Source organism: Vagococcus sp. WN80Y, assembly GCF_059621045.1.
This window is the reverse complement of the sequence record NZ_JCAQHY010000153.1, coordinates 1-24,778: the sequence shown is the minus strand read 5'-3', so window position 1 is coordinate 24,778 and position 24,778 is coordinate 1. Positions and strand designations below refer to the sequence as shown.

Here is a 24,778-nt window from a genome sequence, read left to right as displayed (position 1 = left end):
TCATCATTTATTGACACACACTTTAATACTACCTATTTAGTCTGCTTATGTAAAGAGAAAATAAAAAAAGTCACTAATTGATCAAAAGTGTCTAAGCCACATAAACCAGCAAAAAAAGCTAAAAATGAGGGGAATCACCCAACATCTCTAGCTTTCAGCCTTAATTATAGTCTAAACTTAGTAAGTGTTGATAATGTGAATTCGTTGCTTTTAAAACACGAGGGGAATCATCCATAATAATATCACCTGATTGAATGAAAACCACTCGATCTGCTCGCTCAATTGACATTAAATGATGGGTAATCCAGAGAACTGTTTTATCTTGTAACACAGAAAGGACCGTCTCTAATAATGCACGTTCAGTCAACGGATCAAGCCCAATGGTCGGTTCATCAATGACAACTATCGGCGCATCTTGTAGTAAAATTCGTGCTAGGGCAATACGTTGCTGCTCCCCACCGGAGAACCGCTTGCCCCCCTCTTCCACTAACGTGTTAACACCCTCAGGCAGCTTGTCAATTACCGGCTGTAGCCCTGCCTGGCGGATAGCCTCCAATACGTCTTGATCAGTTGCTTCCAAATTACCTAAACGGACATTGTTTAAAATACTTGTATTAAACAGATGAGGGGCTTGATTTAACACACCAATGTAATGGGACATCTCCCCTAAAGTGTCTACTGGCTTACCTTCAATCAAAACAGAACCTGCCTGAGGCGTTAAATCTCCTCGCAAAATTTTCGATAGTGTTGTCTTACCTGTTCCACTCTTTCCTAAAACAGCTAATGTCTGACCAGCTTCAATTTGCAAGTTAAACTCATCAAAGATAACCTTACTGCCTTCACGATAGCTAAAGCTAATCCTTTCAAATTCAATTTTGGCGTTGGTTAAGCGATCCGTCGATACCTCAGACTCTTTCACTGTTTCCACAGATTCCGCTATTGGTAAGCTATCTAAGCGCTGAGCAGAATCCTCATACATCGGCAATTCAGTTACACCTTGACTAATGGGTGAGAAAGCATCCATTAACGGGAAAACAGCTAATACAAAGGCTGCTACCCAATTTAAACTGCCTTTTGGACCTGCACCAAAATATGAGCTGGCCCATAAGAAAATTGCCACAATAATTAACCCAAAAACAAGCTGAATAATGCAATCTTGAAAACGAGTGTATCTATTAAGCTTGGCATCTTCAGCACGAACATTCTTTTCAGCCTCATTATAACGAACAAGAAACTCATCGTAACGCCCACTATACTGCCAATCGCCCACACCTAAAACAGAATCTGTCAATTGATTATAAAGAACATGTCGCTCTTGTTTACGGCGGTAGACTCTTGCTCTATTGACAGCTACTGAGACCAAAGGTAACACAATAATAATGATTCCCAACATCAGTAATATCAATAAGGCAAATGGAATTGAAAAGACGCCAAAACCAATAACAATTAGGACATATAATAAGAGACCTATCAAGGTTGGGAAAATCGTCCGCAAATATAAGTTCTGAATATGCTCAATATCTTCGGCTAAAATCCCTAAAATACTTCCTGTTTGAAACTCTTCTTTTGATTTAGCTGCTCGAGACTCTAGCGAACGGTACAATTTCAACCGAATATCAGACGTCATGCGTAACACCCAATCATGACTCCCTAAACGCTCGAGGTAACGAAATAGCGGTCTACCAATCCCAAAAGCTCTAGTCAGGACGATCGGCACGTACACAGCTAAAACATTCCACGGCCGTGATGCAGACTTACTGATTAAAAAGCCGGAAGTGAACATCAAAGCACTGCCTGCAAAAAAAGTCAGCAAGCCTAAAAATAGGACTAACACTAATAATTTACGGTATTTTTTAAAGAAGGGACGGACCCAAGTATCTTCTTTTGACAACAACAAACGTTGTGTCGCCTCTTTTTTACTCATCTGTCAGCCCTCCTATCACATCACTAGCAAAACGACTATAGTACCCTTCATTAGTTGTTAATTCTTGATAAGTCCCCTGCTCAACTATCTGCCCCTCTTCCATGACCAGGATATAATCCATCTCTTTCATCCAATGAAGACGGTGTGTCGCAAAAATGACTAATTTATCTGCAAATAAAGGGAGCATCGTTTCTTTTAACTCTGCCTCTGTTTCGATATCCAAGTGAGCAGTTGGCTCATCAAAAAGCATAATCTTTCGTGAATTATCTAAAAAGGCCCGAGCCAACGCAACCCGTTGCATCTGCCCACCACTTAAGCTTTGTCCGCCTTCGCCAATAATTGTGTCGAGGCCCTCTGGTAATTCAGCCAATAAATCAGTTAATCCAGCTTGAGCCACAGCTGCCAATAATTCTTCATCCTTGGCCTCAGGCACATAAAAAGTTATATTAGCCTTTAAACTAGTATGAAAAATATATGGATCTTGTGGAATATAAAACAATTGGTTTTGCCAATCACGCTGCTTTAGTGTGGCAATTTTCTCACCATTGATAACAATGTCACTGTCAGACGTTGGATTTAAAAAACCACCTAAAACCTTTATCAGGGTTGATTTCCCAGAACCCGATAGCCCCACTACTCCGATCTTTCCATGGCCTTTCCAAGTAAAATCAAGGGAGCGAATCGCATTTTGTTCAATCTCAGCCCCATAACTTGCCTCAAGTTTATGAAGCTCTATAACATCATCTGGTTGCCACTCATGAGTGAGAGTGAGTTCCTCTTGAACCCCCATCTCTTCGGCGTCTAACACATTAAAAATACTTTTTAGCGTATTGCCGCCATTTAAAGTAGCATGATAGTCATTAGCAAAATCACGAATAGGTAGAAAGAAATCTGGCGCTAAAATTAACACAGTTAACGCAGGAAATAGCGGCATAAGCCCATTGATCAAATTCAATCCAAGAAACAACGCAATAATCGCCACTGATAAGGTCGTAAAAAAGTCTAAAGCAAATGTCGATAAAATGGCAATTCTCAGTGTACTCATCGTCGCTTTTCGGTAATTTTCACTAACATTATAGACATTTTTACCATACCGCTTACTCAATCCCAATAAATTCAAGGTTTCTAACCCTCGTAACGAATCAATAAAATGATTACTTAAAATTTGAAAGCCTTCATACTGCTTATCAGCCTTTGCTCGAGCCGCATAACCTAAAATAATCATAAAAAGAATAATAATGGGAAAAACAAGAATCAAAACAACACCTGAACGTATATCTTGTGTAAAAACAAATGCCGCAATAAGCCAAGGGATAATCATCATATTAGTAATTTTAGGCAGAATAATGGTGATATAATTCTCAAGCTGGCTGATCCCCTCAATCGCCATGGTAACCATGTTTCCTGTCCCTTCCTTCTGTACAAAGTTAGGACCCAAAGAAAACACTTTTTTTAATAACTGTTGACGAATATCCTTTGACTGCTCATAGGCGTAGCCATCTAAACACTTATCCTTAACAAAATGCCCTGCTTGACGTAGCATAAAACAGCCAAAAAACAAGGCGATTTGCGGCAATTGCGATACTAATGTAGCTCCTTCCCAAACGCTACTAATTGCCTTTGATAAAAAGTAAGCTTGACCTATAATCAAAAGAGCTTGCAGGACAGCTAGTCCTGCAAGCCCGATAAAAACAGGTCTGATTTTATTGAATCGAAAAACATTTTTATCTATCATCAGAGTTTACCCCTTTATTTTACCTGTCTTCAATCTCTTTCCAAAAATATAATACGACCACGCTTGATACGCTAAGACAAATGGTAATAAGCAAACCGTCACAATTGTCATTATTTTCAATGTGTAAGGTGAGCTAGATGCATTAACAATCAATAAATCATACGCAGTATCAATTGAACTGATCATTACACGTGGGAACAAGCCGTTGAATAGCAACACAACGATTCCTGCTAAAACACCACCCGTAGATAAGAAAGAAAGTAACTCTTTGTCTTTATATGAGCCGTAAGCTGCAACAACTGCGGCTAAGACAATCACTACTAGAATAATAAGCGTTGAAATTGGCCGTTTATCAAAGAAATCAGTGTCTTTCCACAGCAAGCCAGCAAATACCACTAGCCCAACAAACAAGACGGGATAAAGGCGTTTAGCGTACATTCCTGCGCGATGACGAATCGGGCCATCTGTTTTCAAACGGATGTAGTTCAATCCGTGAATAAAGCAGATCAACGTAACAGCAACTGCGCCAACAATTGAGAATAAGTTGACGTAGTCCCCAAAACCAGCATAAATATTCTTATCAGCTTCCATTGGCATGCCACGAACCATGCTCGTGAACATTAAACCAAATAGAAACGGAGTAATTGAGCTACCGATAAACAACGCCCACTCCCAAATATTGCGCCCACGGTCTGATTCCATGTGAGCACGAAACTCAAAGGAAACACCCCGTAAAATTAAACCAAATAAAATTAAGAATAATGGGATATAGTAACCACTAAAAAGAGTGGCATACCATTCAGGGAACGACGCAAACAATGCACCACCAGCAGTAATTAACCAGACCTCATTGGCATCCCAGACAGGCCCAATAGTTCCCATCACTTGTTCTCGTTCTTGACGATTTTTTGCTAAAATTTTCGTAGCCATACCGACACCGAAGTCAAAACCTTCTAAAAAGAAGAAGCCAATAAATAAGACAGCGATTAGTAAAAACCATAATAGTTGTAAGAAAGTCATTTCCATACTAGAACGCCTCCTTCGCTAATGGATCAATCGTTGATAATGCTTCTTTATCTTCTTTATATGGACCATACTTAGCTACTCGTTGAACTAAGAAGACCATCACACCGCCTAATAATGAGAAGATTAAGAAATAAACAATATTGGTAAATAGCAACTGATTAGCTGTAACACTTGGAGAAACACTGTCTGCAATGGTAAACAACCCATAAACAGTCCAAGGAAAGCGACCTAACTCAGTAATTAACCAACCACTTGTATTAGCTATAAATGGCGCAGCAATACATAGCGTGAAGATAACTTGTAGCCATTTCATTTTGAAGATACGGTCATTACGTAATGCCCATAATCCCACAACAGCTAATAATGCCATCAAAGAACCGAATCCTGCCATAAAGCGGAAACTCCAGAACAAGGTATTGACTGGCACGTAAAACTCCATGTCCTCGCCCCATTTTTCTTTCATCTCTTCATTTAAGGTATTCATTCCCTTGAAGTCACCTTCGTGAGAGCTCCCTAATAAAGTAAGCATGTAAGGAATTTCTATTGCTGGCCCTTCAGTTCGATCGTTTTGATCCATCAAACCAACTACTTTCCACGGTGCTGGTTGGGCGACATCTTCATAAATCCCTTCCATAGCCGCAAACTTCATTGGTTGATCTTCAATAACAGCCTGTGTCTGTGCGTGACCAAAACCAATGGTTAAAATAGACGAAATTAAGCCAATAATTAAGCCAATTTTCATCGATTCTTTAAAGAAAGTAATATCTTCTTTACGCATCATTTTCCAAGCTGAAATTCCCACAATAACAAATCCACCGGTCACAAAAGCACCGAAGATAACGTGAGGCAATTCTAACCATAATTGATGATTCTTTAATAAAGCGCCAAAACTTTTTAGCTCTGCTCGTTTAGTAACCTCATTAAATTGATAGCCGACTGGATTTTGCATAAATGAATTTGCTGCTAAAATCCACAAGGCAGATAGCGTTGACCCAATGGCAACTAACCACATAAAAATCATGTGAGTACGTGGTTTTACTTTATCCCACGTAAAATGCCATAAACCGATAAAGGTTGACTCTAAAAAGAACGCCAGTAACGCTTCAACAGCTAAAGGTGCTCCAAAAATATCACCCATGAAACGTGAATACTCTGACCAGTTCATCCCAAATTGAAACTCTTGGATAATCCCTGTCACAACCCCGACGGCAAAACTAAGTAAAAATATCTTTCCCCAAAACTTAGTCATGTCTTTGTAAACTTGATCTTTCTTTACAACATACATTGTTTCCATGATAGCAACGGCCAATCCTAAACCAATGGATAAGGGCACAAAAAAGAAATGAAAAACAGTCGTCATTCCGAATTGAATCCGCGCTAATGTTAATACATCCATGTAAAGATCCTCCTTTTGTTATTTTTTCATCTTTATAATAATTATCAATACATCACTATTATAGTCTATAATCCTCTAAAAAGAAAATATCCCCTAAAAAAAATATTAAATATGCTAATAACGATACTCATCCCTTTTAGGCTCAGCGCATTGTAACAAATTCTTCCGCTGCTGTTGGGTGAATAGCTACCGTATTATCAAAATCTTTCTTTGTCGCGCCCATTTTAATCGCTACTGCAAAGCCTTGTAGCATTTCATCCATACCAATTCCAACACCATGCAAACCAATGATTTTTTCTTCAGCACCTAGACAGACTAATTTCATCGTTGCTTTTACTTTACGATCCTGTAACGCATACTGCATCGGGTTAAATTGTGAGCGATAAACTTTAATCTGAGAATCACCATATTGTTCTAACGCTTCCTGTTCGGTTAACCCAATAGTGCCAATTGGCGGATGGCTAAACACAACCGTTGGGACTAATTCATAATTTAAGTGCTCCTCCGTCTTACCATTAAATAATCGCTCAGATAACCGACGACCAGCTGCGACAGCAACAGGCGTTAATTCTAGCTTGCCAATAATATCGCCAATCGCATAAACACCTGATTGCGTCGTGTTTTGGTATTTATCTACTTTAACCTGACCTTTTTCATTTAATACAACTTGTGTGTTAGCTAAATCCAAGCCTGAGACATTTGGCTTACGCCCAATCGCCCAGATAATTGCATCAACCACTAACTCTTCCCCTGTCTCAAAATGAAGGACTAACGAACCATCTTGAGATTTACTCACACTTTTGGGCACTGATAGTGCATGAGTCACGATTCCCTCTTGCTGATAAATCGCTAGTAACGCTTCAACAATCTCTGTATCAAATTGTCTCAATGGCCGTTCCTTGCGATACGCCAAGTGAGTTTCGGCTCCTAGGCCATTTAAAACACCTGCTAACTCAACCGCAATATAGCCAGCACCAACTACTGCAACTCGCTTAGGTAGCTCAGTCAATTTAAAGAAACCGTCCGAATCAATCCCTAAATCGGCACCGGGAATATTAGGATAACTTGTCTGTCCGCCTGTTGCGATTAAAATATGAGGCGCCGTAAATTGCTGACCATCCACCTCTACAATATTTTCAGCAACAAACTTGCCATAGCCCTTGAGATACGTCACGCCATTGCTTTCTAGCCCTGACTCGTATAGCCCATTCAGCCGCTTAATATAGGCCTGACGATTAGCAACGAGCTTACTAAAATCAAAAGAACCAATTGTGACATCAAACCCGTAGCTTTCCGCATCTAAAAGCATGTTTTCACGCAATTGAGACGCCGACCACATCACTTTTTTAGGCACACAGCCGGCATTTACGCACGTCCCCCCTAATTCTTTTCCTTCAATTAATAAAACACTGGCACCATGCATCCCAGCTCGATTAGCTGAGGCAATTCCACCACTACCGCCACCAATTACGATATAATCGAATTTCTTCATTATCTTCATCCTTTCGCAGTCTCTACCACTTTGAATTATACGTAAAAGAGAGGTTATAAATCAAGGGTTCTGTTTGTGAATTCAAGCTTGCCACACCTTACAAGCCCCCTCTCTTTTAGTATTACTTATCGTATGAAAAGAGCTGTGACAAAAGAGTCGCTAATTTCGACTTTTGTCACAGCTCACATCTTATTTCTTTTTGCGAATCATGTCTCCCGGTTTTACCGGTTGCTTAACTGGCATTGTCAAAATCATCATCGCATTTGGCGCCTTTTCAATCGCTTCGCCATCTTCATTCCACATCTCTTCAACCGTCTGCTCAAAGTGAGCAAAGCCTGGACCATAAAACTCTATCTCATCGTTAATCCGAAAATGATTTCGTTGACGAATCGTTGCAATTCCCGTAGCTTCATCATAAGCAAGAACCTCACCAATAAATTTGAAAACAGGGATTTTTCGACGTTCACCGAAAAGTTGCTCTTCTTCACTAGGAGTCTGATAATAAAAACCAGTTGCCAACTCTCGTTGAGCCACCTTCCAAAGCTCATCAACCCATTCTTGTTTACATTCATAATTATCTGGATCTGCCATGTAACTATCGACAGCTGCTTTATACACATTAGCTACCGTTGACACATAGTGAATTGACTTCATGCGACCCTCGATTTTAAAACTATCCACACCATTTTGAATCAAATCAGGAATATGCTCAATCATCGACATATCCACAGCACTCATTGAGAATGGCTCATCTTCGATTTCCCCTGTTGTAAGTAATGATCGATGCTCGCCTGCATAAGGCATATCAAATAAATCATATTTCCACCGACAAGACTGCGAACACCCTCCCCGATTAGCATCTCTTTTTGACATATGATTCGATAAGGTACATCGACCAGAATAAGAAATACACATTGCACCATGAATAAAAGCTTCAATCTCAACTGTTGTATTAGCTCGGATCGCCGCAACCTCTTCCATAGAAACTTCTCTGGCCAATACCACACGCTCTAGCCCTTCATTCTTCCAAAATTCCAATGTTTCAAAATTTGTTGCTGACGCTTGAGTAGACAAGTGGATGGGTAATCCAGGTGCTTCTGTCGCACAAATTTCAATCAACGCTGGATCAGAAACAATCACGGCACTAATCCCAATCTCCCGTAATTTACGAAAGAAATCCCCTGCTCCTTTGGCATCCCCCTCATGAGTGACCATATTAGCTGCAACATAAACTTTAGCATCATAGTTATTAGCAAAAAGTACCCCTTCCGCCATTTCCTCAAAACTAAAATTCCCAGCACGACTTCTCAACCCATAGGCATCTCCACCAATATAAACAGCATCAGCCCCATAATGAATAGCCGTTTTCAATTTTTCCAACGTTCCAGCTGGTGCTAAAACCTCTGGACGTTTCAATTCTGTTTTTGTTTTCATCTCTATTCTCCTCCCCTACTTGACTTCGTCTGGATCCATCAAGAAAAAGCCTGTATCTAAGCTACGTTCCTGTGGATGATTTGCTTCTACTTTAACCGTTAAGTCTCGAGCCAGAGACTCTGTCCATTTTCCATCTAAAAGTGCCTCTTTAGCCATCACAAACAACTTAGCAATCTCAACAAACGATGAACCCGGTGTATAAATCCCATCAAGCTTCCAATGTCCATACGCCATTTCCTGAAGTTTGACTAATTCCATCATTAAATTGACATCACTATCAGCAAAAATATGTGTCCCATGACTGTCCTCATAAACCGAATAATGTGTCTCCACCTTTTTAGGCTCAGATAAAAAGAGACCACGTTCTTTACTAACATCATCGTCAGCCTTAATATATGAAAAGAAATTTTCAACAAGCGGTCGTTTCGATTGGTGAATACACGTTGCCCCATAGACCAGTATCTCACCAAACACAGTTAGCCCCTCAGCCATTTCTTTTAATTCCAGATAAGGGACTTCACGGGCTACCACAGCACCAACCGCACCACGTTTCGCCCAGAAATTAATTTGTCGCGAACTTGTAACCAATGTCTGTGCATCATAAATATAAGGTAACTCATAGTGATCACGTTGCAAAACAAAAATAACCCCAGTGTCTCCTACAACAATTTGATCAGCTTTTATTGCAACTAAGAAATCCAAATATTCTGGAATCAGTGTCATTTTCTCAGGGTGCATGATTCCATTAACCGCAATGCTAACCTTTTTGTTGTAACTATGAGCAAGTTCAACTAGCGATTTTTGTTCATCTCGTGAAAAATAAGTAGGCACCCTTAAAGCAAACAACTCCTCACCAAAATATAAAACATCAATCCCCGATTCAAGCAATTCCTTAGCTTGATCCAAAGACTCTACCGTTGCCGTGATTTCGATTTGATTCATATAAAAGACCCCTTTTCTTCGTCTATCTCACTGACTCACATACTCACTTTTCAATTCTGTTTGTTTTTTCACAATAAAAATACGCAAAAAGATGGTAGGCGCCTTGGTTTTGCACCTACCAACTTATAAGTTTGTATTTATTTTACCTTTATAGTTTACCCCTTTTATTAAACTTTTTCAAGGGCTTTTTCAGCAACATTTAAGGTAATCTTACCTTTAGAAGCGCCGATTGTCACTTTATCACCTAACCCAATCTGACCAGATAATAAAGCTTCACTTAATTTATCCTCAACCTCTTTTTGCAAAGCTCGCTTGATAGGACGCGCCCCGTATTCTGGGTCAAAGCCTTCCTTACCAATAACATCTAAAGCAGATGCCGTGATCTTCAATTCAATCTCTTGCTCAGCTAAACGAGTGACAATCGAGCGACTCATAATCTTCACGATTTCCCTTAACTCATCTTTTTCCAATGAACGGAAGACGATTGTCTCATCAATTCGGTTAAGAAACTCCGGACGGAATGCTTTTTTCAATTCTTCGATAATTTTGGCTTGCATCGCCTTATGATCCTGACTAATATCCGACACGTTAAATCCAACTGACTTATCTTCTTTAAGCGCCGTTGCACCAACATTTGACGTCAAGATCAAAATCGTATTTCTAAAGTCTACCTTACGTCCTTTAGAATCAGTTAAATGACCATCATCTAATACTTGCAATAAAATATTAAAAACATCTGGATGAGCTTTTTCAACTTCATCCAATAAAATAACTGAATAAGGCTTCTGACGAATCTTCTCTGTCAATTGGCCCCCTTCATCATACCCAACATATCCTGGAGGTGAACCAATCAAGCGGCTCGTGCTATATTTTTCCATAAACTCAGACATATCAACACGAACTAACGCATCTTCAGCCCCAAATACTGCCTCAGCTAAAGCCTTAGCCAATTCTGTTTTCCCTACTCCTGTAGGTCCTAAAAACATAAACGAGCCAATAGGACGATTAGGATCTTTCAGACCACTACGAGCACGTCTAATAGCTCTAGAGACAGCCTCAACCGCTTCATTTTGGCCTACAACACGTTTATGCAGTTCGCCTTCTAGCTTCAATAAACGATCGCTCTCTTTTTTCTCTAATTGTTGTAGAGGAATACTCGTCCACTGCGAAACCACACCCGCAATGTCTTCACCAGTCACCTGATGCGTATACACTTCGCCTTCAGCTAGCTGTTTTTCATCATATAAAGCAAGCTTTTGCTCTTGTTTTTTCTCTTTTTTTCGAATAGTCGATGCTTTTTCAAAATCTTGCTCATGGATTGCTGCTTCTTTTTCGGCTTTAATGACTGCCAATTTTTGTACTAAAATAGTTCGTGGAGACGCCTTATCAGAAAAACTCAACCGCACTTTAGCAGCCGACTCATCAATTAAATCAATCGCCTTATCTGGCAACTGACGAGAATTAATGTAGCGAATCGACAAATGAACAGCCTCATGAATCGCTTCATCGGTAATAGTCACTTTATGATGATCTTCATAACGCTTCTTTAAACCTGTCAATATTTCAATCGCTTCATCAGCCGTTGGCTCATCAACTAAAATACGAGCAAAACGACGTTCAAGTGCAGAATCTTTCTCAATATATTTTTGATACTCATCCAACGTTGTCGCACCAATTGTTTGAAGTTCGCCACGAGCGAGTGCTGGCTTCAAAATATTCGAAGCATCAATAGCCCCTTCCGCTCCACCAGCGCCGATTAGCGTATGCAATTCATCAATAAAGAGAATGATATTACCATCCTGATAAATCTCATCAATAACTTTTTTCATTCGATCTTCAAACTCACCACGGTATTTTGTTCCTGCGACCATCGATCCCATGTCAAGCATCATTAAACGTTTTTCAGTCATTTCTTCTGGTACTTCACCAGAGACAATTCGTTGAGCCAGTCCTTCGGCAATAGCCGTTTTACCTACGCCAGGCTCACCAACCAAAACAGGATTATTTTTAGTTCGTCGACTCAAAATTTGAATAAGTCGTTGAACTTCTTTTGTACGGCCAACGACAGGGTCCATTTTTCCAGCACGAGCTAGCGCAGTTAAATCACGAGCCAAAGAATCTAAGGTTGGAGTCCCTTCCTCTGTTCGAGGTTGGTTGGCCATTTTTTTCATTCCTTGCTTATTAGACTTAGTATCAACCACACCGATTTTCTTCAAAATAAGCTGACGCGTCTTAGGTAAATCTAAACCAAAATTACGTAAAATACGAGACGCTAAAATATCATCATCCCTTAGTATTCCAAGTAAGATATGTTCAGTCCCAACATTTGGCGCATCCAAACGCTTCGCTTCATCTCCAGCAAAAGATAAAATCTTTTTAGCACGAGGAGAATACGGTAAGTAACCACTCTCTTTATACCCTCTAGCAGAACCATAGCCTGTTAACTTCTCAATTTCTTCCTTAATATCCTCGGCCTTAACATCGGATTGACGCAAAATTTTCCCTGCAATCCCCCCCTCTTCAAGGACTAAGGCATAAAGCAGATGCTCTGAACCAATTGACTGGTGACGAAAATACTTAGCCTGCTCTTGAGCAATCACTAAGACCGCCTTGGCCTTTTCTGTAAATAATTCATCCATAATTATTACTCCTTTTCTTCGTAATGAAGTCGTTCTAAAAGCATCTTCATCATACGAGCTCGAGTTTTTTCTTCGTTATCCTTATCCATCTGTAGGACATCATTAGTAATAACCGACAGTAATAAATTACCTTCTCTCTTACTAATAATATCATAATTGTACAATTGTTGCAGAATAGCAATTCCATCATTTTGTGATAGAGAATCCCCCACCACATGAGCTAAATCGGCTAATATCTCTCCATGATGATTCAAATTAACCTTTTGAATTCTGATATAGCCACCGCCACCGCGCTTACTTTCAACACTATAGCCTTGAGCGACCGTAAAACGGGTATTAATTACATAGTTAATCTGAGAGGGAACACAACTGAATTGAGTAGCCATTTCAGCTCGACGAATTTCAATTTTTTCCTGTTCTCTCAGAATCTCTTTCAAATACTCTTCGATTAGATCAGAAATATTTTGATTCTCCATTATATTGTTACACCTCAACTCTATTTTATTGACTAACTTTGACCTTCATTATACTAAATTTGGCAGTAAAGGGAAAGAAGTTTGGTTCTAAATACCATAATTGCCACAACAAAAAAAATTTAAAGTTGATTGCTCAAATAAAATGAAAAAAGCCTCCTTTTCTTGTCTGATTAAAGTACCAACAAAAACCCAAAGAATAGATCCCTATCTATAGTTACTTTACCTCAAATTCAATTCCCAGTTTCGTTGCACATTCGATGTAAGGACTTTGTCCTCTGACACAAATATCGTACTTCGAGAGTCCAATAAGAGCCTTCATTTCACGTACTCTGGTTAGAAAAAAATTAGCCAATTGACCAATAAGAAATAGCGTAATCCGTTATATAGTTGAATCGTTTCCAAAGATAGAGTTGATATAACATTATTTGGACAGTCGTCCCACCTCCTCACAATCGCGCTACAAACTTTTATCTATTAGATTTCAGCCATATTAGGTGAATCAAAGAAACTGGGACATAAAGTCATTTTGCTCCGTGCACTACGTAAACTTAGATACCTTATCTCTAAGCAATAAATTGCCGAGCCCCCAACTCTTAATGCTTTAGTCGTTATTCTTAGTGCTTTAGCACTTAAAAATAAGGGACATCGAAGAGCCTTAACTCTTGCAACTTTAGTTGCTTAGAAGTTTAAGTCAACGAAGTAAAACGTAGTTGAGCAGGCTTTTGGAGCGCGTTTGTCACATAACATACGTGAAAACAAAGAGGGCGAGACTTTTGTCTCACCCTCCAACTAAATTTCTATTAATCCCTCTAAATCGAACTTTTAACTAATAAAGAATCTATCTTAGTCTGCAACCACAAAATCTGTAAATATGATCAAATTCACCTGTTGCTGATCCTTTATCATCAAATACTTCTTCTGAACGGATATAATTAGCACAGCTATCATAATATCTTGAGCCATTATAAGCAACTGTTATTTTAGCGTATTTTGTTAATGTCGACTCTGATGTACGCACTCTTACCTCACCTTTTAAAATACTCGTTTGCTTTTTAACACTGATCATTTCAACATTTGGACCATCATAAACTGCTTTTCTTGATGTCGCCTCTACTTCTGTTGAAGCCGTATTTAGAAAGAAGACTGCTCCCAAAACTACTGCTAATACTGCCATCATTGCTTTTTTCATTATATTCATCCTTTCAATTTTACCAACTTAGATTGACTCTCTTCTAACTACGTCTCTATCTTAGTCTGCAGCCACAAAATCTATAAATATGATCAAATTCGCCTGTTGCTGATCCTTTATCATCAAATACTTCTTCTGAACGGATATAATTAGCACAGCTATCATAATATCTTGAGCCATTATAAGCAACCGTTATTTTAGCGTATTTTGTTGATGTCGGCTCTGATGTACGTACTCTTACCTCACCTTTTAAAATACTCGTTTGCTTTTTAACACTGATCATTTCAACATTTGGACCATCATAAACTGCTTTTCTTGATGTCGCTTCTACTTCTGTTGAAGCCGTATTTAAAAAGAAGACTGCTCCTAAAACTACTGCTAATACTGCCATCATTGCCTTTTTCATTGTATTCATCCTTTCAATTTTACCAACTTAGATTGACTCTCTTCTAACTACGTGACTATCTTAGTCTGAAACCACAAAATCATAAATATGATCAAACATTATTTCAACATTTAGACCATCATAAGCTGCGTCTCTACTTCTGTTAATATTGCGTGCACCACTATAGCGCATCAGTCAACGTCCACATTAATTGACCTTCATAAGTATCTTTTGTGTTACCTGGTTTTTGTTTCAAGTACAGTCCTTCTGTGTCCTTATTCCATGTAATTGAAGCCATCCCTAATTTTTCTGTCTGACGAACTTGGATTGTTTGTTGACTATCGGTAATGGCAATATCTTTATTCAGCTTGTCTTTAAAGCGAATCTCACCTTTAAATGGATCACCTTTTGTATTAACAAAAACCTTTTCTTGGTGTAAACTTAATTTCCAATTAACGGTACTTTCTCGGGTATCCATAATATCAACCGTAATCGATTGTGATGGTCTAATTTCCTTCACCCCTAAAACAATCAACTCATTTTTCAAACCAAAATCAACATCGGGTGTCACTTTAGTTAATTTAAGAAATCCTTTGTACTTTACCACTACAGTAAAATCAGTTACCGGAACAGTCGCTGGATTATCAGCACTGATAAAATCATAACCATCAAAGATTTGACTATGCATAGTGAAATCAAAGAGACTGCCAATGACTTGGTTAGTCACTATCTTAGTTGGAATATTGCTGCCACTCACAATATCTTTAACAGGTGTCACACCATCTTCAAGTACATACTTGATCGTTGCCGTTACTTCTTTAGGTATTTTCCGATACGTAAAAGTGACCACTGTTGAGCTATTTCCCAACTGACCAGTCACGACTTGATTAGGGTCCGTTCCACTTATGAACCCTTTATCCACACTAACAAATTCATAATCTGGTGTTAAATCCTTCAAAGGTAAACTGTAGTCCTGCCCAACTTCTTTATTAGAAACTGAATCGGGCGCAATGCTTACTGTTGGATCTTCTTCGTCCACATATTTACCAATTGCTTGACTACGCACTTTAAGAATCATTGTATCACTGTCCTCAACACCATCTTCGTTAATCGCAATCACTTTTAACGTATGATCACCAATCGTTAATTGATCCTGTGGAATAAGTCCAGTAAAAGGATACTGAGTATTTGCAATTGTGTTGGGAACATCTTTGGCTATTTCATGGCGAGTACCATTATCCAGCTCATAGTACAAACTAACAGTATCAGATGCAATCTCGCTCCACTTACCACTAAAACTATAAGGTACACCATAATTAATCGTCTCAGTGGCTTTATCTAATGTCAATGTTACATTAGTAATTTTATTTAAGCGGATGATGTAATCATGAGACACTTCATCCCCTACATTAAAGGTAGGATAAACGCTCTTCATATGAATAGCCGAATCAATTCCTTCAACGACAGGCGTTCCAGCTGGTCGGCTATCAGTTTCTTGTCCGACTGCCTCTTCACTTGCAAAGGCAAATGTCTGTAGCTTCCCACCAAACATAACAGGAGACGTCAAAGCTTTTATCCATGCATAAGCTTCTTTAGTCAAAAGACTTGAATGGGTCCACTCACTTCCCATCCAATTAGTTGATGGATTAGCAGTGCTAAAATCATAATCCAATCGATAGCCATCAGATTCAATGTATATCCCTTTATTGTCGCCCAATAATTTAATGTCAACTTTATCTTTGCCATTAACGTTCGTATCTATGGTTCTCGCAAAAACAAAATTAGGATAATTGGTATCGGTAATATTACGAACCTGTTGACTAACTTCCACAAACCCTTTGACATTCCCTGTCATCGTCGTTTCATATTGAAAGTTCTTTCCAGAAGTAAATAAGTTCCCCGTTATGTAGCCCGTTGGCGTATAAATTAATTTATACGACTTCATCCCATCAGGCAAAGTTTTTACATAATAACCATAGTCAGACCATGACGTCCCTGGTGTTCCGTATTGTTGCCCTTTTTGCCCGACAACCAAATTAGCAGAGGACGGTGCGCCTAATTTGAGGGAGTCCATGTCATCAGCCCAATGAATATGTTGAATTCGTTGGTTGTCTGGAGTAATAACTTCTGCATTTGGCAATTCTTTATTATAAGTAACAGCAGAAGGAGAGATAGGTGATCCTAGTCTCCTTCGTGTTCCAAAGTAGAAGGAGAGCTTATTCCCGTTTTTCAAGGGAATAAGCCCCTCTTCAAGTATCGTAATCTTTTTCCAGCCATCTGCCACTAAATCGTCTTCACGACTAATCCGCGTAGTTCTCCCTTGCAGACTAGACTTCAATTCCTCTGCTACTGCCTCACCGTTCAAGGTCTTCATCATCTCAGTAGCATCATTTGATTCTATTTTCTTGTCATCGACACTTTCTTCCGCATCTGAATTAACAGTTGTTTTAGATGTCACTTCTTCTCCAGAAATTAAATCACGTGTCAATGCTTTACTTCCAATTGCAATTGTACCAATTAAGACCAACAAGCCAATTAATTTTGCTCTCAATCGTTTGTTTTTTTTCATATTTTGGATCCACTCCTTCAGTTATCAGATTTGATTACCTGACAACGTCAACCTGTTATCAACAACCTTTTATTTTCTTGAACTACGTTTACTTTTTTTATTTTTGCGCTTCTGACGCTCTTTTTCTTTTTTCTTACGCTTAGCTAGTGCAATGATGGTGACTATCCCACCAATCAATACAACAGCAGAGACACCTCCAATAATATACCATTTGGTATAATCTGGTGGTAAATCAACAGCTTTGGCATTTAAAGCATCTGCTTCTGATCGTTTAATGGTAAATGAATCTTCAAATGTCCATTCCTGACGCTCTCCATTTTTTTCTTTGTCTTTTGGATCTGATATTGCGGTGAGCTTAATGTCATATTCCCCTGCTTGATAACGTTCCTTGCCAATCGGAATACCAAACTCAAAGTTTGAATTAGGCGCCATACGATAACCTTCCTGCTTTGTTTCATAAAGAACCGTATTGCTTCCCTTTTTGTAAACCTTTGCTTCAATAGCCAGATCTTCTATCACTGCAGATGTCGGATTTTGAAGCTCAGCCTTCGTTGTATTATTTCCCATAACTTGACTGGCAAACGTACGTAACAACGTCATATTCGTTTTGACTTTTGTCTCATTCTCAACTAAAACAACACCAATCGAATAATTCATTTCATTCTCAATCTTCATGCCGCTTGCTGACTTATCGTTATCGGTTTTTTTCTCTTTTTTAGCGCGAACATTAATCCCACCTAAAATCATGCCGTCATATTCCTCTGAAGGCATATTAATCGAAATTTTGGTCACAACATCTGACTTTTTCGGAATGGCTACTTCTTTAGGTGAGCTGGCAATCTCAGTAAATGGATACAGCAAGCTTTTATCAACTTTCTTATCCACCATATTATAGTCAAGTAGTCCATTATTATTAGTTGTTGCAGCTGTTAATGTAACAAGAGCCACGGTGTCCTGATCAGAGCTGTTAAAAAGTTGCAATTCAATGTCTTGCTTTTCACCTGGCTTCATCATTAAATGGTAATAAGAAACATCCTTATTGTATTGATTTTCAGGTAAAATCGCCTTGATTGACAAAGGGGTCGTATCCGCTGAACTTATACTCGGAAAAGCACCTAATATTCCTAAACAGCCAATAAAACTAATTAACATGATACTAATTTTTTTAACACTCACACTTTCCACTTCCTTCTTAACATATAATTGATAATATTTAACAAGCAAACTAAAACTGCTCATCCCTCTATTTCTTGTTATACTATTTAGTTATGTGTTAGTACTTTACTTGGAAAGCGAAAAATTAGGCTTTCTTTTCTCATTCCACACTCATACTTCTTGTTACATTCCACAAATAGCTGTTTATTAACAAATTGACTAAATTAACCGCTAGAGCCTGTTAAACAGGCTCCACGATTATGATAACTGTTATAATGTTGATGCTAGTGTCCATGTAAGTTTAGCTGTATAACCTACTTTTAACTTTTCATCTGTCCCATAAGCTTTTAAAACAACACCTGGATTAACATACTTATCTTCTGCCGGTGTTTTACCAGGAACTAGCGTTAACCCAGCATCTGCGGAAACACCATCATAAGCATTATTAAACACAACGGATGTTTTTGAACTATCTGTATTTTTACCTGCTTTTGTAGACATCAGCGCAATAGCTGTTCCATCATTAGGAATAATAAGATCCGCTGCATTATTTTCAATTATATCCGCTAAATCAGTCGTCGCAATACGTGTATTTGATAGCGTTCCTTGTTTTAAGACAACATGTGAATTAGCTAAATCAGGCTTCCCTGGTGATGTAAATTTAGTTGAAGAAACTGTCACATTCCAATCAGCTGATTCCCCGCGAATATCTTCTACCTGAACAAAGTGAGCGATATTAGCCGTAGCTGTTTCCCCTTTTTTATTGAATACTTCAGCAGTAGCTGGGAATTCTTTTGTTTCAGATTGAATTGAAACAGTGCCAAAATCAAAATTCGGTACATGAGTCATTCTTAATGGACCTGCCGTAGAACCGCCACCAGGAATGTCAATCAACTCATCTTCTGTATCTGGTTTTGTAATATCTCCTGTATCTGTTTCCCCCACTTTCCCAAAAATAACTTTTCCCTCTGTAGGAGCACTTGCTGATGATGCTGCTAAGGTTGTAGGCGCTAATGCTCCTAATGCGATTGATGTTACAACTAAACTTGCTAATACTTGACTCTTTTTCATATTAAATCATCCTCTTCTTAAAATTATTATCGGTTATTACTTTACGGAGCATCTGCTAAGGTCCATGTTAAGGTAGAACTGTATTCAACATCTTTGATAGCTGCTTTTCCGGCAATTTTGACAAATTGAACACCATCTGTGACATCTCCAGGATACTGATCTGCTTTATCCTTAACATAGCCATTATGGAAGACGTTTGAAACTTGAGTACCACCTGTTGTTTGATTCGCTTTTGTACTCATAATAACCGTTTCAGTTGTACCATCTGTATTAATGACTGCATTAGGCGTCTGACCTGTCACTAAGTTACCCGCATCGGCTGAGGTTCCATAATCTTGTGTAAGAGTACTACCATTCAAGACGATTTTGCTATTAGTTAATTCATCTGTGCCGGCTCCTACAGTCGCAACAAAAGGTGTTGCTTTAACACTCAACTTCCAATAAGAATCATTGGCCGCATTTCCACGTTCATCTGTAACCTGAGCAAAAGGCGCAATTTTCTTACCTGTTGCTTCCCCTTTAACCTTATAATCAATAACCTTAACCGGTGTAATTTGCTCTTGAGCACTGATTCCATTGACATCCTTAAAGTTTAAGTTTGGTACAAATTGAATTCTTAACAGTCCTGCACCACTATTGTTTCCATCCGTGATTTCAATAACTTCCGGTTCATTTGTTGTATTGTCATTTTCATCTGGCGTATGGATATCACCTGTAGTAGCGTTAGGTCTAAAATTAACGGCCCCATTTGTAGTAGCAGACGCGTCGGCTGCACTGGCTGTTTGTGCGCCAATTAAAACTGTGGCACAAAGACTTATTGCTAAAACTATTTTTTTCATCATATTACTCCCTTAATCATATTATTTTAATTATAGTGCGTCAGCCAATGACCATGTAATCACTGATTTATAACTCACTTTTTGCGCAGCCATTCCTTGAGGTTTAACAAATTTAACACCTGCTGTCTCGCCAGAATCAAATGTGTCAGCCATTAAATAATTATCATGGAAAACATTAGACACTTGCAAACCATTCGTTTCCTTACCTGTTTGAGCGGATAAAACTGAAATAGACGTTGTGTTATCTGTCGGAATCTTTTTAGTCGCTACAGTCGCCTTGTCTTGGCCTTTTAAAAGATCTTTAGCAGCTGTTGTGTTAACACCAGATGTCGCAGTTAACGTACTACCCTCTAATGAGATATAAGCATTTGTCAAGACGTGTCCTCCTGGAACAACTTCACCACCAGCATTAACTTCAGCAAACTGAGTTGATGTCGCTCTTAAATCCCAATTAGGATTCGTTCCCGAATTATTAGTTACTTGAACAAAGGGGGCAATTTTCCCAGCTACGCCACCTTTCGTGTAATTAAGAGTTTTAACATTCTTGACTTGTTCAGCGCTACTAATAGAGGTAATCGTGTCAAAAGTTAAGTTTGGAACAAACTGAATACGCAAGTTCCCAGTACCAGAAGCACCTTCACCCGGTAATAAGATTTCATCCTCTGTATTCCCTGTTTCATCTGGTTTAACAATTGGTCCAGTGGGATTGGCTGGCGTATCAAAACCAACTTTTCCATCCGTAGTTTTTGAAGTCTCTGCTGCAGACGCAGTGGTTGCCCCAGCCGCTAATAAACTGCCTAATACTAAACTTGACACTAATAATTTTATTTTCATACTTTTTCTCCTTTTTATAAAATTAGATTCCCGCTACTAAATTCCAAGTAATGGTTGAGGTATAGTCTTTGCCAACAGTAATGATGTCATTAGCGGTCTTCGTTAAATTAACACCCGAATTTTCAGCTGTTTCAGAATAAACCTCTGTTGGTGTGTAAGCATTATTCAAAACAACAGAAGTTCGTGTTCCACTAGTTGTATGAGCATCAGTATCCGATTTAGTCGCTAAAACTGGTGCCGTGCTTCCCACTGGAATCGTTATTGCTTGTTTACCCGCAAAAACACTAACCTTGTCTGCAATATCTGTATCAGCGTACACTTCATTAGATAGTTTATTTTCAGTAAAGCTAATCCGTGCATTTGGTAACTCTTCATTTGTAGAGGTCACAAATTTAGTAGCAGAGACAGTCAAATGCCAGCCTTCATTCGTTCCACGAACATCAGTTACTTGAATAAAATGCGGAATAGAAAAACTGTCAACTCCCCCTTTTTCCTTATACTTCTCTAAAATTGGATTATAAGATTTAACGCCGATTACATTTTCTCGTTCGCTAAAATCAAAACTTGGAACATGTTCCAAACGTAACTCACCTGTTGTATTATTGCCTGTTTCTGGCACAATGATTAAATCAGGCTGTTCTGGTTTGATCACCTCTCCAGAACTTGTTGACGGCTTGAATTTCACTGTCCCACTAGTTGTCCCATCACCCGGTGCAGCTTGTGCTGTTGTTGCCCCTAAAACAGACGATAACAAAGCGATTCCTAAAATAATTCCTTGCTTTTTCATCTAATTGTCTCCTCCTTTATAATCCTTGAGCTAATGTCCAAACAACTTTAGCAGAGTATTGCTCTCCTGCTTGGACAAACTGCCCTTGCGGAATCGTTAATTTCACTTCTGGGTTACGTAAAGTATCATCATCCCCTACAACAGTCGAATTGTCAGAATGCCCGTATCTAACCTGCCACTTGTTATACCCTTTACCTGCATCTGCTTTCAAGACTTCCGTAGATGTTGTCGCGGCACCATTGCCGATTACAATTGAGCTGTTAGCAACTGGTGCTTTTTCAGGTTGGGTATCCATACCATTTAACCCTCTGACAGCTCCATTTGATAATGTAATGGCGCCTAAAATATTCTCTTTAGCTAAACCTCTAGTTGGTTTAAAAACACCATCACTAGATACATTAACCGTCCAGCCTTTTTGTGTACCTGTTTCATCAGCCACTTCTACAAAGCTCGCTTTCGCTGACGTGACTTTTGTATCTGTATCAATAACGTTCTCCAACTTAGCAAAATAATTTGCTGTTTTATTAGAAATATTATTAATACCAAACGAAATAGTTGGTACATGATTTAATCGTAGCGGCCCACCAGGATAAACAGGTGGCGTCGGGTCAACTGGATCGACTGGATCAATTGGTTTTGGATCTGGATCCTCTGGATCGACTGGGTCGACCGGTGTTGTTGGTCCTGGTGCTTTAAACTCCGCGTCTGCTCGAGTGTCAATTGACTGTGATTCAGCCGCTAGTGCTGATGTTACAAAAAACACGCCACCTAAAACCATTGAAGAAACCAAGGTTATTTTGCTAATCTTTTTCATATTCATGTCCCCTTCTTGATTGAATTAATCTATCTTTTCAAGAGTCCGTTTAAAGAACATCTTGCAAAAACCATGTTAAGCTTGTGGCGTATTTACCACTTTCTTTAATAACGCCTTTAGGGATGTTCAACTTAACATTCTTTGAACTATCACTCATATCTCCTAAGTAGATATTCCAAGTACCACTGCCTGTTCCTTTTTTAGCAGATACTATTTGAACTATTTCACCATCCCCTAGAGTTACATTTTGTTGTAAACCATCTGGCTTATCTGTATTACCATATTGAGAGTCGACTTTGATAGCCGACATTGCCAAACTGGCACCTTTCAACTTAGTCCCACTTTTGTTAACTAAAAGACCATTTTGACGGACACCAAGTGACCATCCTCCCTGCGTCCCTCTTAAGTCTGTTATTTGAACAAAAGTTGGATATTTCTTTTTAGCTTGCGAACTAATAATTGTCACTTCATCTGCCTGAGCATAATAAATTTGATCCGTTTTGGTTTGTTTGTGCAGCCCAAATTCGATATTTGAAGCATAATTAATACTTAACGGACCTGCTGTTGGTGGATGAACAGGAACAATATCATCATCATCATCGGGGTCAACTGGATCAACAATGCCATCATTGGCTTTAAATTCACTATCTGCTCTTGCCTCAATTTCTTGAGAGCCCTGAGCATATACGACAGTTTGACCACCATTCACTACAGCCCCTAAACACAAAACGGTCATCAGCAATAGGTGTTTTTTCATTTGACACCGTCCTTCCTGCGTCTTTGCCAGACAATTCCACTTGTTCCAGCCACTACAACGGCACCAATTAATGACAAGATCGACTTTTTACTTTCGCCTGTTCGAGGCAGAAGAGCAGCCCTCTTTACTGAAGATATAGGCTCTGATGTCGATGGTGTACTTGATTCTGATGGTTTTTCAGCTTGTAACTCAATCCCAACTGACACATCCATTTCAGCTGCATTTGCTGGCATCCCAATTAAAATAAAACTTAACCATAAACTTACAATAGTCATCAAAATGACTTGAAACTTTTTCAATGCATTCCCTCCTCGTTATTTTTAGTTTATACACACTCAGGTTTTCTTAAACAGAGAATGACTTTTCTTACATTGGGTGAAACAAATCAAGATGTCTTACTAAATTAATCACCATACTAGTTCATTTCCATCAAGTTACCTGTTGTTACATAACATAATCACACTCTTTAACGAACGTATTTATGGACAGTCCCTAAAGAGACGCCACATTCCTCTGCCACTTGCCTCATGGTTAAACCTTGACTGTTAAATAGAAATTGAATTTGCTCAATAACAGTTTCATCAACTGTCGGTCTTCCGACCTGTTTACCGTTAAGGCGTGTTTGCTCCTGCCTTTTCTGATAGATAAAACGTCGATGATGACTTTCCATTTTTCCAATAATCGCTAAATGTTCTGAAAAACGATTAGTTAAGGACGTATCCAGTTTATCTTTAACACTTATTAGTCGCACGTCTTTTTCATCCAGCAGCAGAGCCAACTCAGTTAATTCTTTTGCTGACTTTGCAAATACTCTTAAATCACAAACAATCACTTGATCCTGAGGAACCAATTTGTTAAGCATTGCTGTTAATTCATCTGTCACGCCAAAATCACTATCTTCAATTATAATTTCTGTACAAACATACCCAACAAGTTCAGTCAATTGTTCAGTTGTTGTTATTGGATAATTTTTCCGAACATAGCCGTACAAACTCATTACAATCACCTTCCTATGTCACTGTACCAACACTTCAGACTCTCTTAAAAACTATAGTATGTTAGACACGCAACTTATAAGCACAAAAACACTCCTAAAAATCAAAGAAACCCCATTATTAAAGGGTTCTTTGATTTTAAGAAGTGATACATAATGCGTGTTATCATCGTGTCTAAAAAACTATAGTTTATTATAGAGTTGAATCAATTTCATAATTTCAATGCCTTGCGGCATAAGGGGTTGAATTAAATAAAAAAAGAGAACCTCCCCATTTTTGATATAATGTAAGTGCAAACAAAACATAATCAAAAAGGAGT

At 38.8% G+C, this 24,778-nt stretch carries 21 protein-coding genes; all 21 read right to left on the bottom strand.

What is annotated here, in order from left to right; all coding sequences use genetic code 11:
* Positions 1-160 precede the first annotated feature (160 nt).
* The 21 genes from cydC to AC5KOD_RS11765 all read right to left on the bottom strand — a co-directional run bounded on the left by cydC (position 161) and on the right by AC5KOD_RS11765 (position 24,461).
* Entirely contained in the window at positions 161-1,924 is a 1,764-nt protein-coding gene (gene cydC, locus AC5KOD_RS11865) for a thiol reductant ABC exporter subunit CydC (RefSeq protein ID WP_496914778.1), read from the bottom strand.
* A complete protein-coding gene (gene cydD / locus AC5KOD_RS11860) occupies positions 1,917-3,659 on the bottom strand; it encodes a thiol reductant ABC exporter subunit CydD (protein ID WP_496914777.1) in 1,743 nt (580 codons plus the stop codon). Before cydD ends, cydC begins: the two co-directional genes overlap by 8 nt.
* A 6-nt stretch (positions 3,660-3,665) precedes the next feature.
* A complete protein-coding gene (gene cydB / locus AC5KOD_RS11855) occupies positions 3,666-4,679 on the bottom strand; it encodes a cytochrome d ubiquinol oxidase subunit II (protein WP_496914811.1) in 1,014 nt (337 codons plus the stop codon).
* Positions 4,680-4,686: 7 nt separating this feature from the next.
* Positions 4,687-6,081 carry a cytochrome ubiquinol oxidase subunit I gene (locus AC5KOD_RS11850; RefSeq protein WP_496914776.1) on the bottom strand — a complete coding sequence of 465 codons (1,395 nt, stop codon included), beginning with the start codon at positions 6,079-6,081 and terminating at the stop codon, positions 4,687-4,689.
* Between the two features lie 142 nt (positions 6,082-6,223).
* Entirely contained in the window at positions 6,224-7,573 is a 1,350-nt protein-coding gene (gene gor, locus AC5KOD_RS11845; RefSeq protein WP_496914775.1) for a glutathione-disulfide reductase, read from the bottom strand.
* 189 nt (positions 7,574-7,762) lie between these two features.
* Positions 7,763-9,007: a peptidase U32 family protein gene (locus tag AC5KOD_RS11840; RefSeq protein ID WP_496914774.1), complete on the bottom strand. Its 1,245-nt coding sequence runs from the start codon at positions 9,005-9,007 to the stop codon at positions 7,763-7,765.
* Positions 9,008-9,022: 15 nt separating this feature from the next.
* Positions 9,023-9,949, bottom strand: coding sequence for a peptidase U32 family protein (locus AC5KOD_RS11835; RefSeq protein WP_496914773.1), 927 nt, complete (start codon positions 9,947-9,949; stop codon positions 9,023-9,025).
* Between the two features lie 167 nt (positions 9,950-10,116).
* On the bottom strand, positions 10,117-12,588 hold the full coding sequence (locus tag AC5KOD_RS11830; RefSeq protein ID WP_496914772.1) for an ATP-dependent Clp protease ATP-binding subunit: 2,472 nt from the start codon (positions 12,586-12,588) through the stop codon (positions 10,117-10,119).
* 5 nt (positions 12,589-12,593) lie between these two features.
* On the bottom strand, positions 12,594-13,064 hold the full coding sequence (locus tag AC5KOD_RS11825) for a CtsR family transcriptional regulator (protein WP_496914771.1): 471 nt from the start codon (positions 13,062-13,064) through the stop codon (positions 12,594-12,596).
* A gap of 838 nt (positions 13,065-13,902) precedes the next feature.
* The gene (locus AC5KOD_RS11820) at positions 13,903-14,253 is read right to left on the bottom strand and encodes a hypothetical protein (RefSeq protein ID WP_496914770.1); all 351 of its coding nucleotides are present in this window, start codon (positions 14,251-14,253) and stop codon (positions 13,903-13,905) included.
* A gap of 55 nt (positions 14,254-14,308) precedes the next feature.
* Positions 14,309-14,659, bottom strand: a complete 351-nt coding sequence (locus tag AC5KOD_RS11815) for a hypothetical protein (RefSeq protein WP_496914769.1) — start codon at positions 14,657-14,659, stop codon at positions 14,309-14,311.
* 160 nt (positions 14,660-14,819) lie between these two features.
* Complete coding sequence (locus AC5KOD_RS11810) at positions 14,820-17,207, bottom strand: hypothetical protein (protein WP_496914768.1); 2,388 nt, start codon at positions 17,205-17,207, stop codon at positions 14,820-14,822.
* A gap of 69 nt (positions 17,208-17,276) precedes the next feature.
* Positions 17,277-18,383, bottom strand: a complete 1,107-nt coding sequence (locus AC5KOD_RS11805) for a WxLIP family cell surface protein (protein WP_496914767.1) — start codon at positions 18,381-18,383, stop codon at positions 17,277-17,279.
* Positions 18,384-18,632: 249 nt separating this feature from the next.
* Entirely contained in the window at positions 18,633-19,433 is an 801-nt protein-coding gene (locus AC5KOD_RS11800; protein ID WP_496914766.1) for a WxL domain-containing protein, read from the bottom strand.
* Between the two features lie 41 nt (positions 19,434-19,474).
* Positions 19,475-20,272 carry a WxL domain-containing protein gene (locus tag AC5KOD_RS11795; RefSeq protein WP_496914765.1) on the bottom strand — a complete coding sequence of 266 codons (798 nt, stop codon included), beginning with the start codon at positions 20,270-20,272 and terminating at the stop codon, positions 19,475-19,477.
* A gap of 30 nt (positions 20,273-20,302) precedes the next feature.
* A complete protein-coding gene (locus tag AC5KOD_RS11790) occupies positions 20,303-21,106 on the bottom strand; it encodes a WxL domain-containing protein (RefSeq protein WP_496914764.1) in 804 nt (267 codons plus the stop codon).
* Positions 21,107-21,128: 22 nt separating this feature from the next.
* The gene (locus tag AC5KOD_RS11785) at positions 21,129-21,893 is read right to left on the bottom strand and encodes a WxL domain-containing protein (RefSeq protein WP_496914763.1); all 765 of its coding nucleotides are present in this window, start codon (positions 21,891-21,893) and stop codon (positions 21,129-21,131) included.
* 16 nt (positions 21,894-21,909) lie between these two features.
* Positions 21,910-22,707: a WxL domain-containing protein gene (locus AC5KOD_RS11780; protein ID WP_496914762.1), complete on the bottom strand. Its 798-nt coding sequence runs from the start codon at positions 22,705-22,707 to the stop codon at positions 21,910-21,912.
* 49 nt (positions 22,708-22,756) lie between these two features.
* On the bottom strand, positions 22,757-23,464 hold the full coding sequence (locus AC5KOD_RS11775; RefSeq protein ID WP_496914761.1) for a WxL domain-containing protein: 708 nt from the start codon (positions 23,462-23,464) through the stop codon (positions 22,757-22,759).
* The gene (locus AC5KOD_RS11770; protein WP_496914760.1) at positions 23,461-23,763 is read right to left on the bottom strand and encodes an LPXTG cell wall anchor domain-containing protein; all 303 of its coding nucleotides are present in this window, start codon (positions 23,761-23,763) and stop codon (positions 23,461-23,463) included. Before AC5KOD_RS11770 ends, AC5KOD_RS11775 begins: the two co-directional genes overlap by 4 nt.
* A gap of 167 nt (positions 23,764-23,930) precedes the next feature.
* Positions 23,931-24,461, bottom strand: coding sequence for a recombinase family protein (locus AC5KOD_RS11765; RefSeq protein ID WP_496914759.1), 531 nt, complete (start codon positions 24,459-24,461; stop codon positions 23,931-23,933).
* Positions 24,462-24,778: the final 317 nt, after the last annotated feature.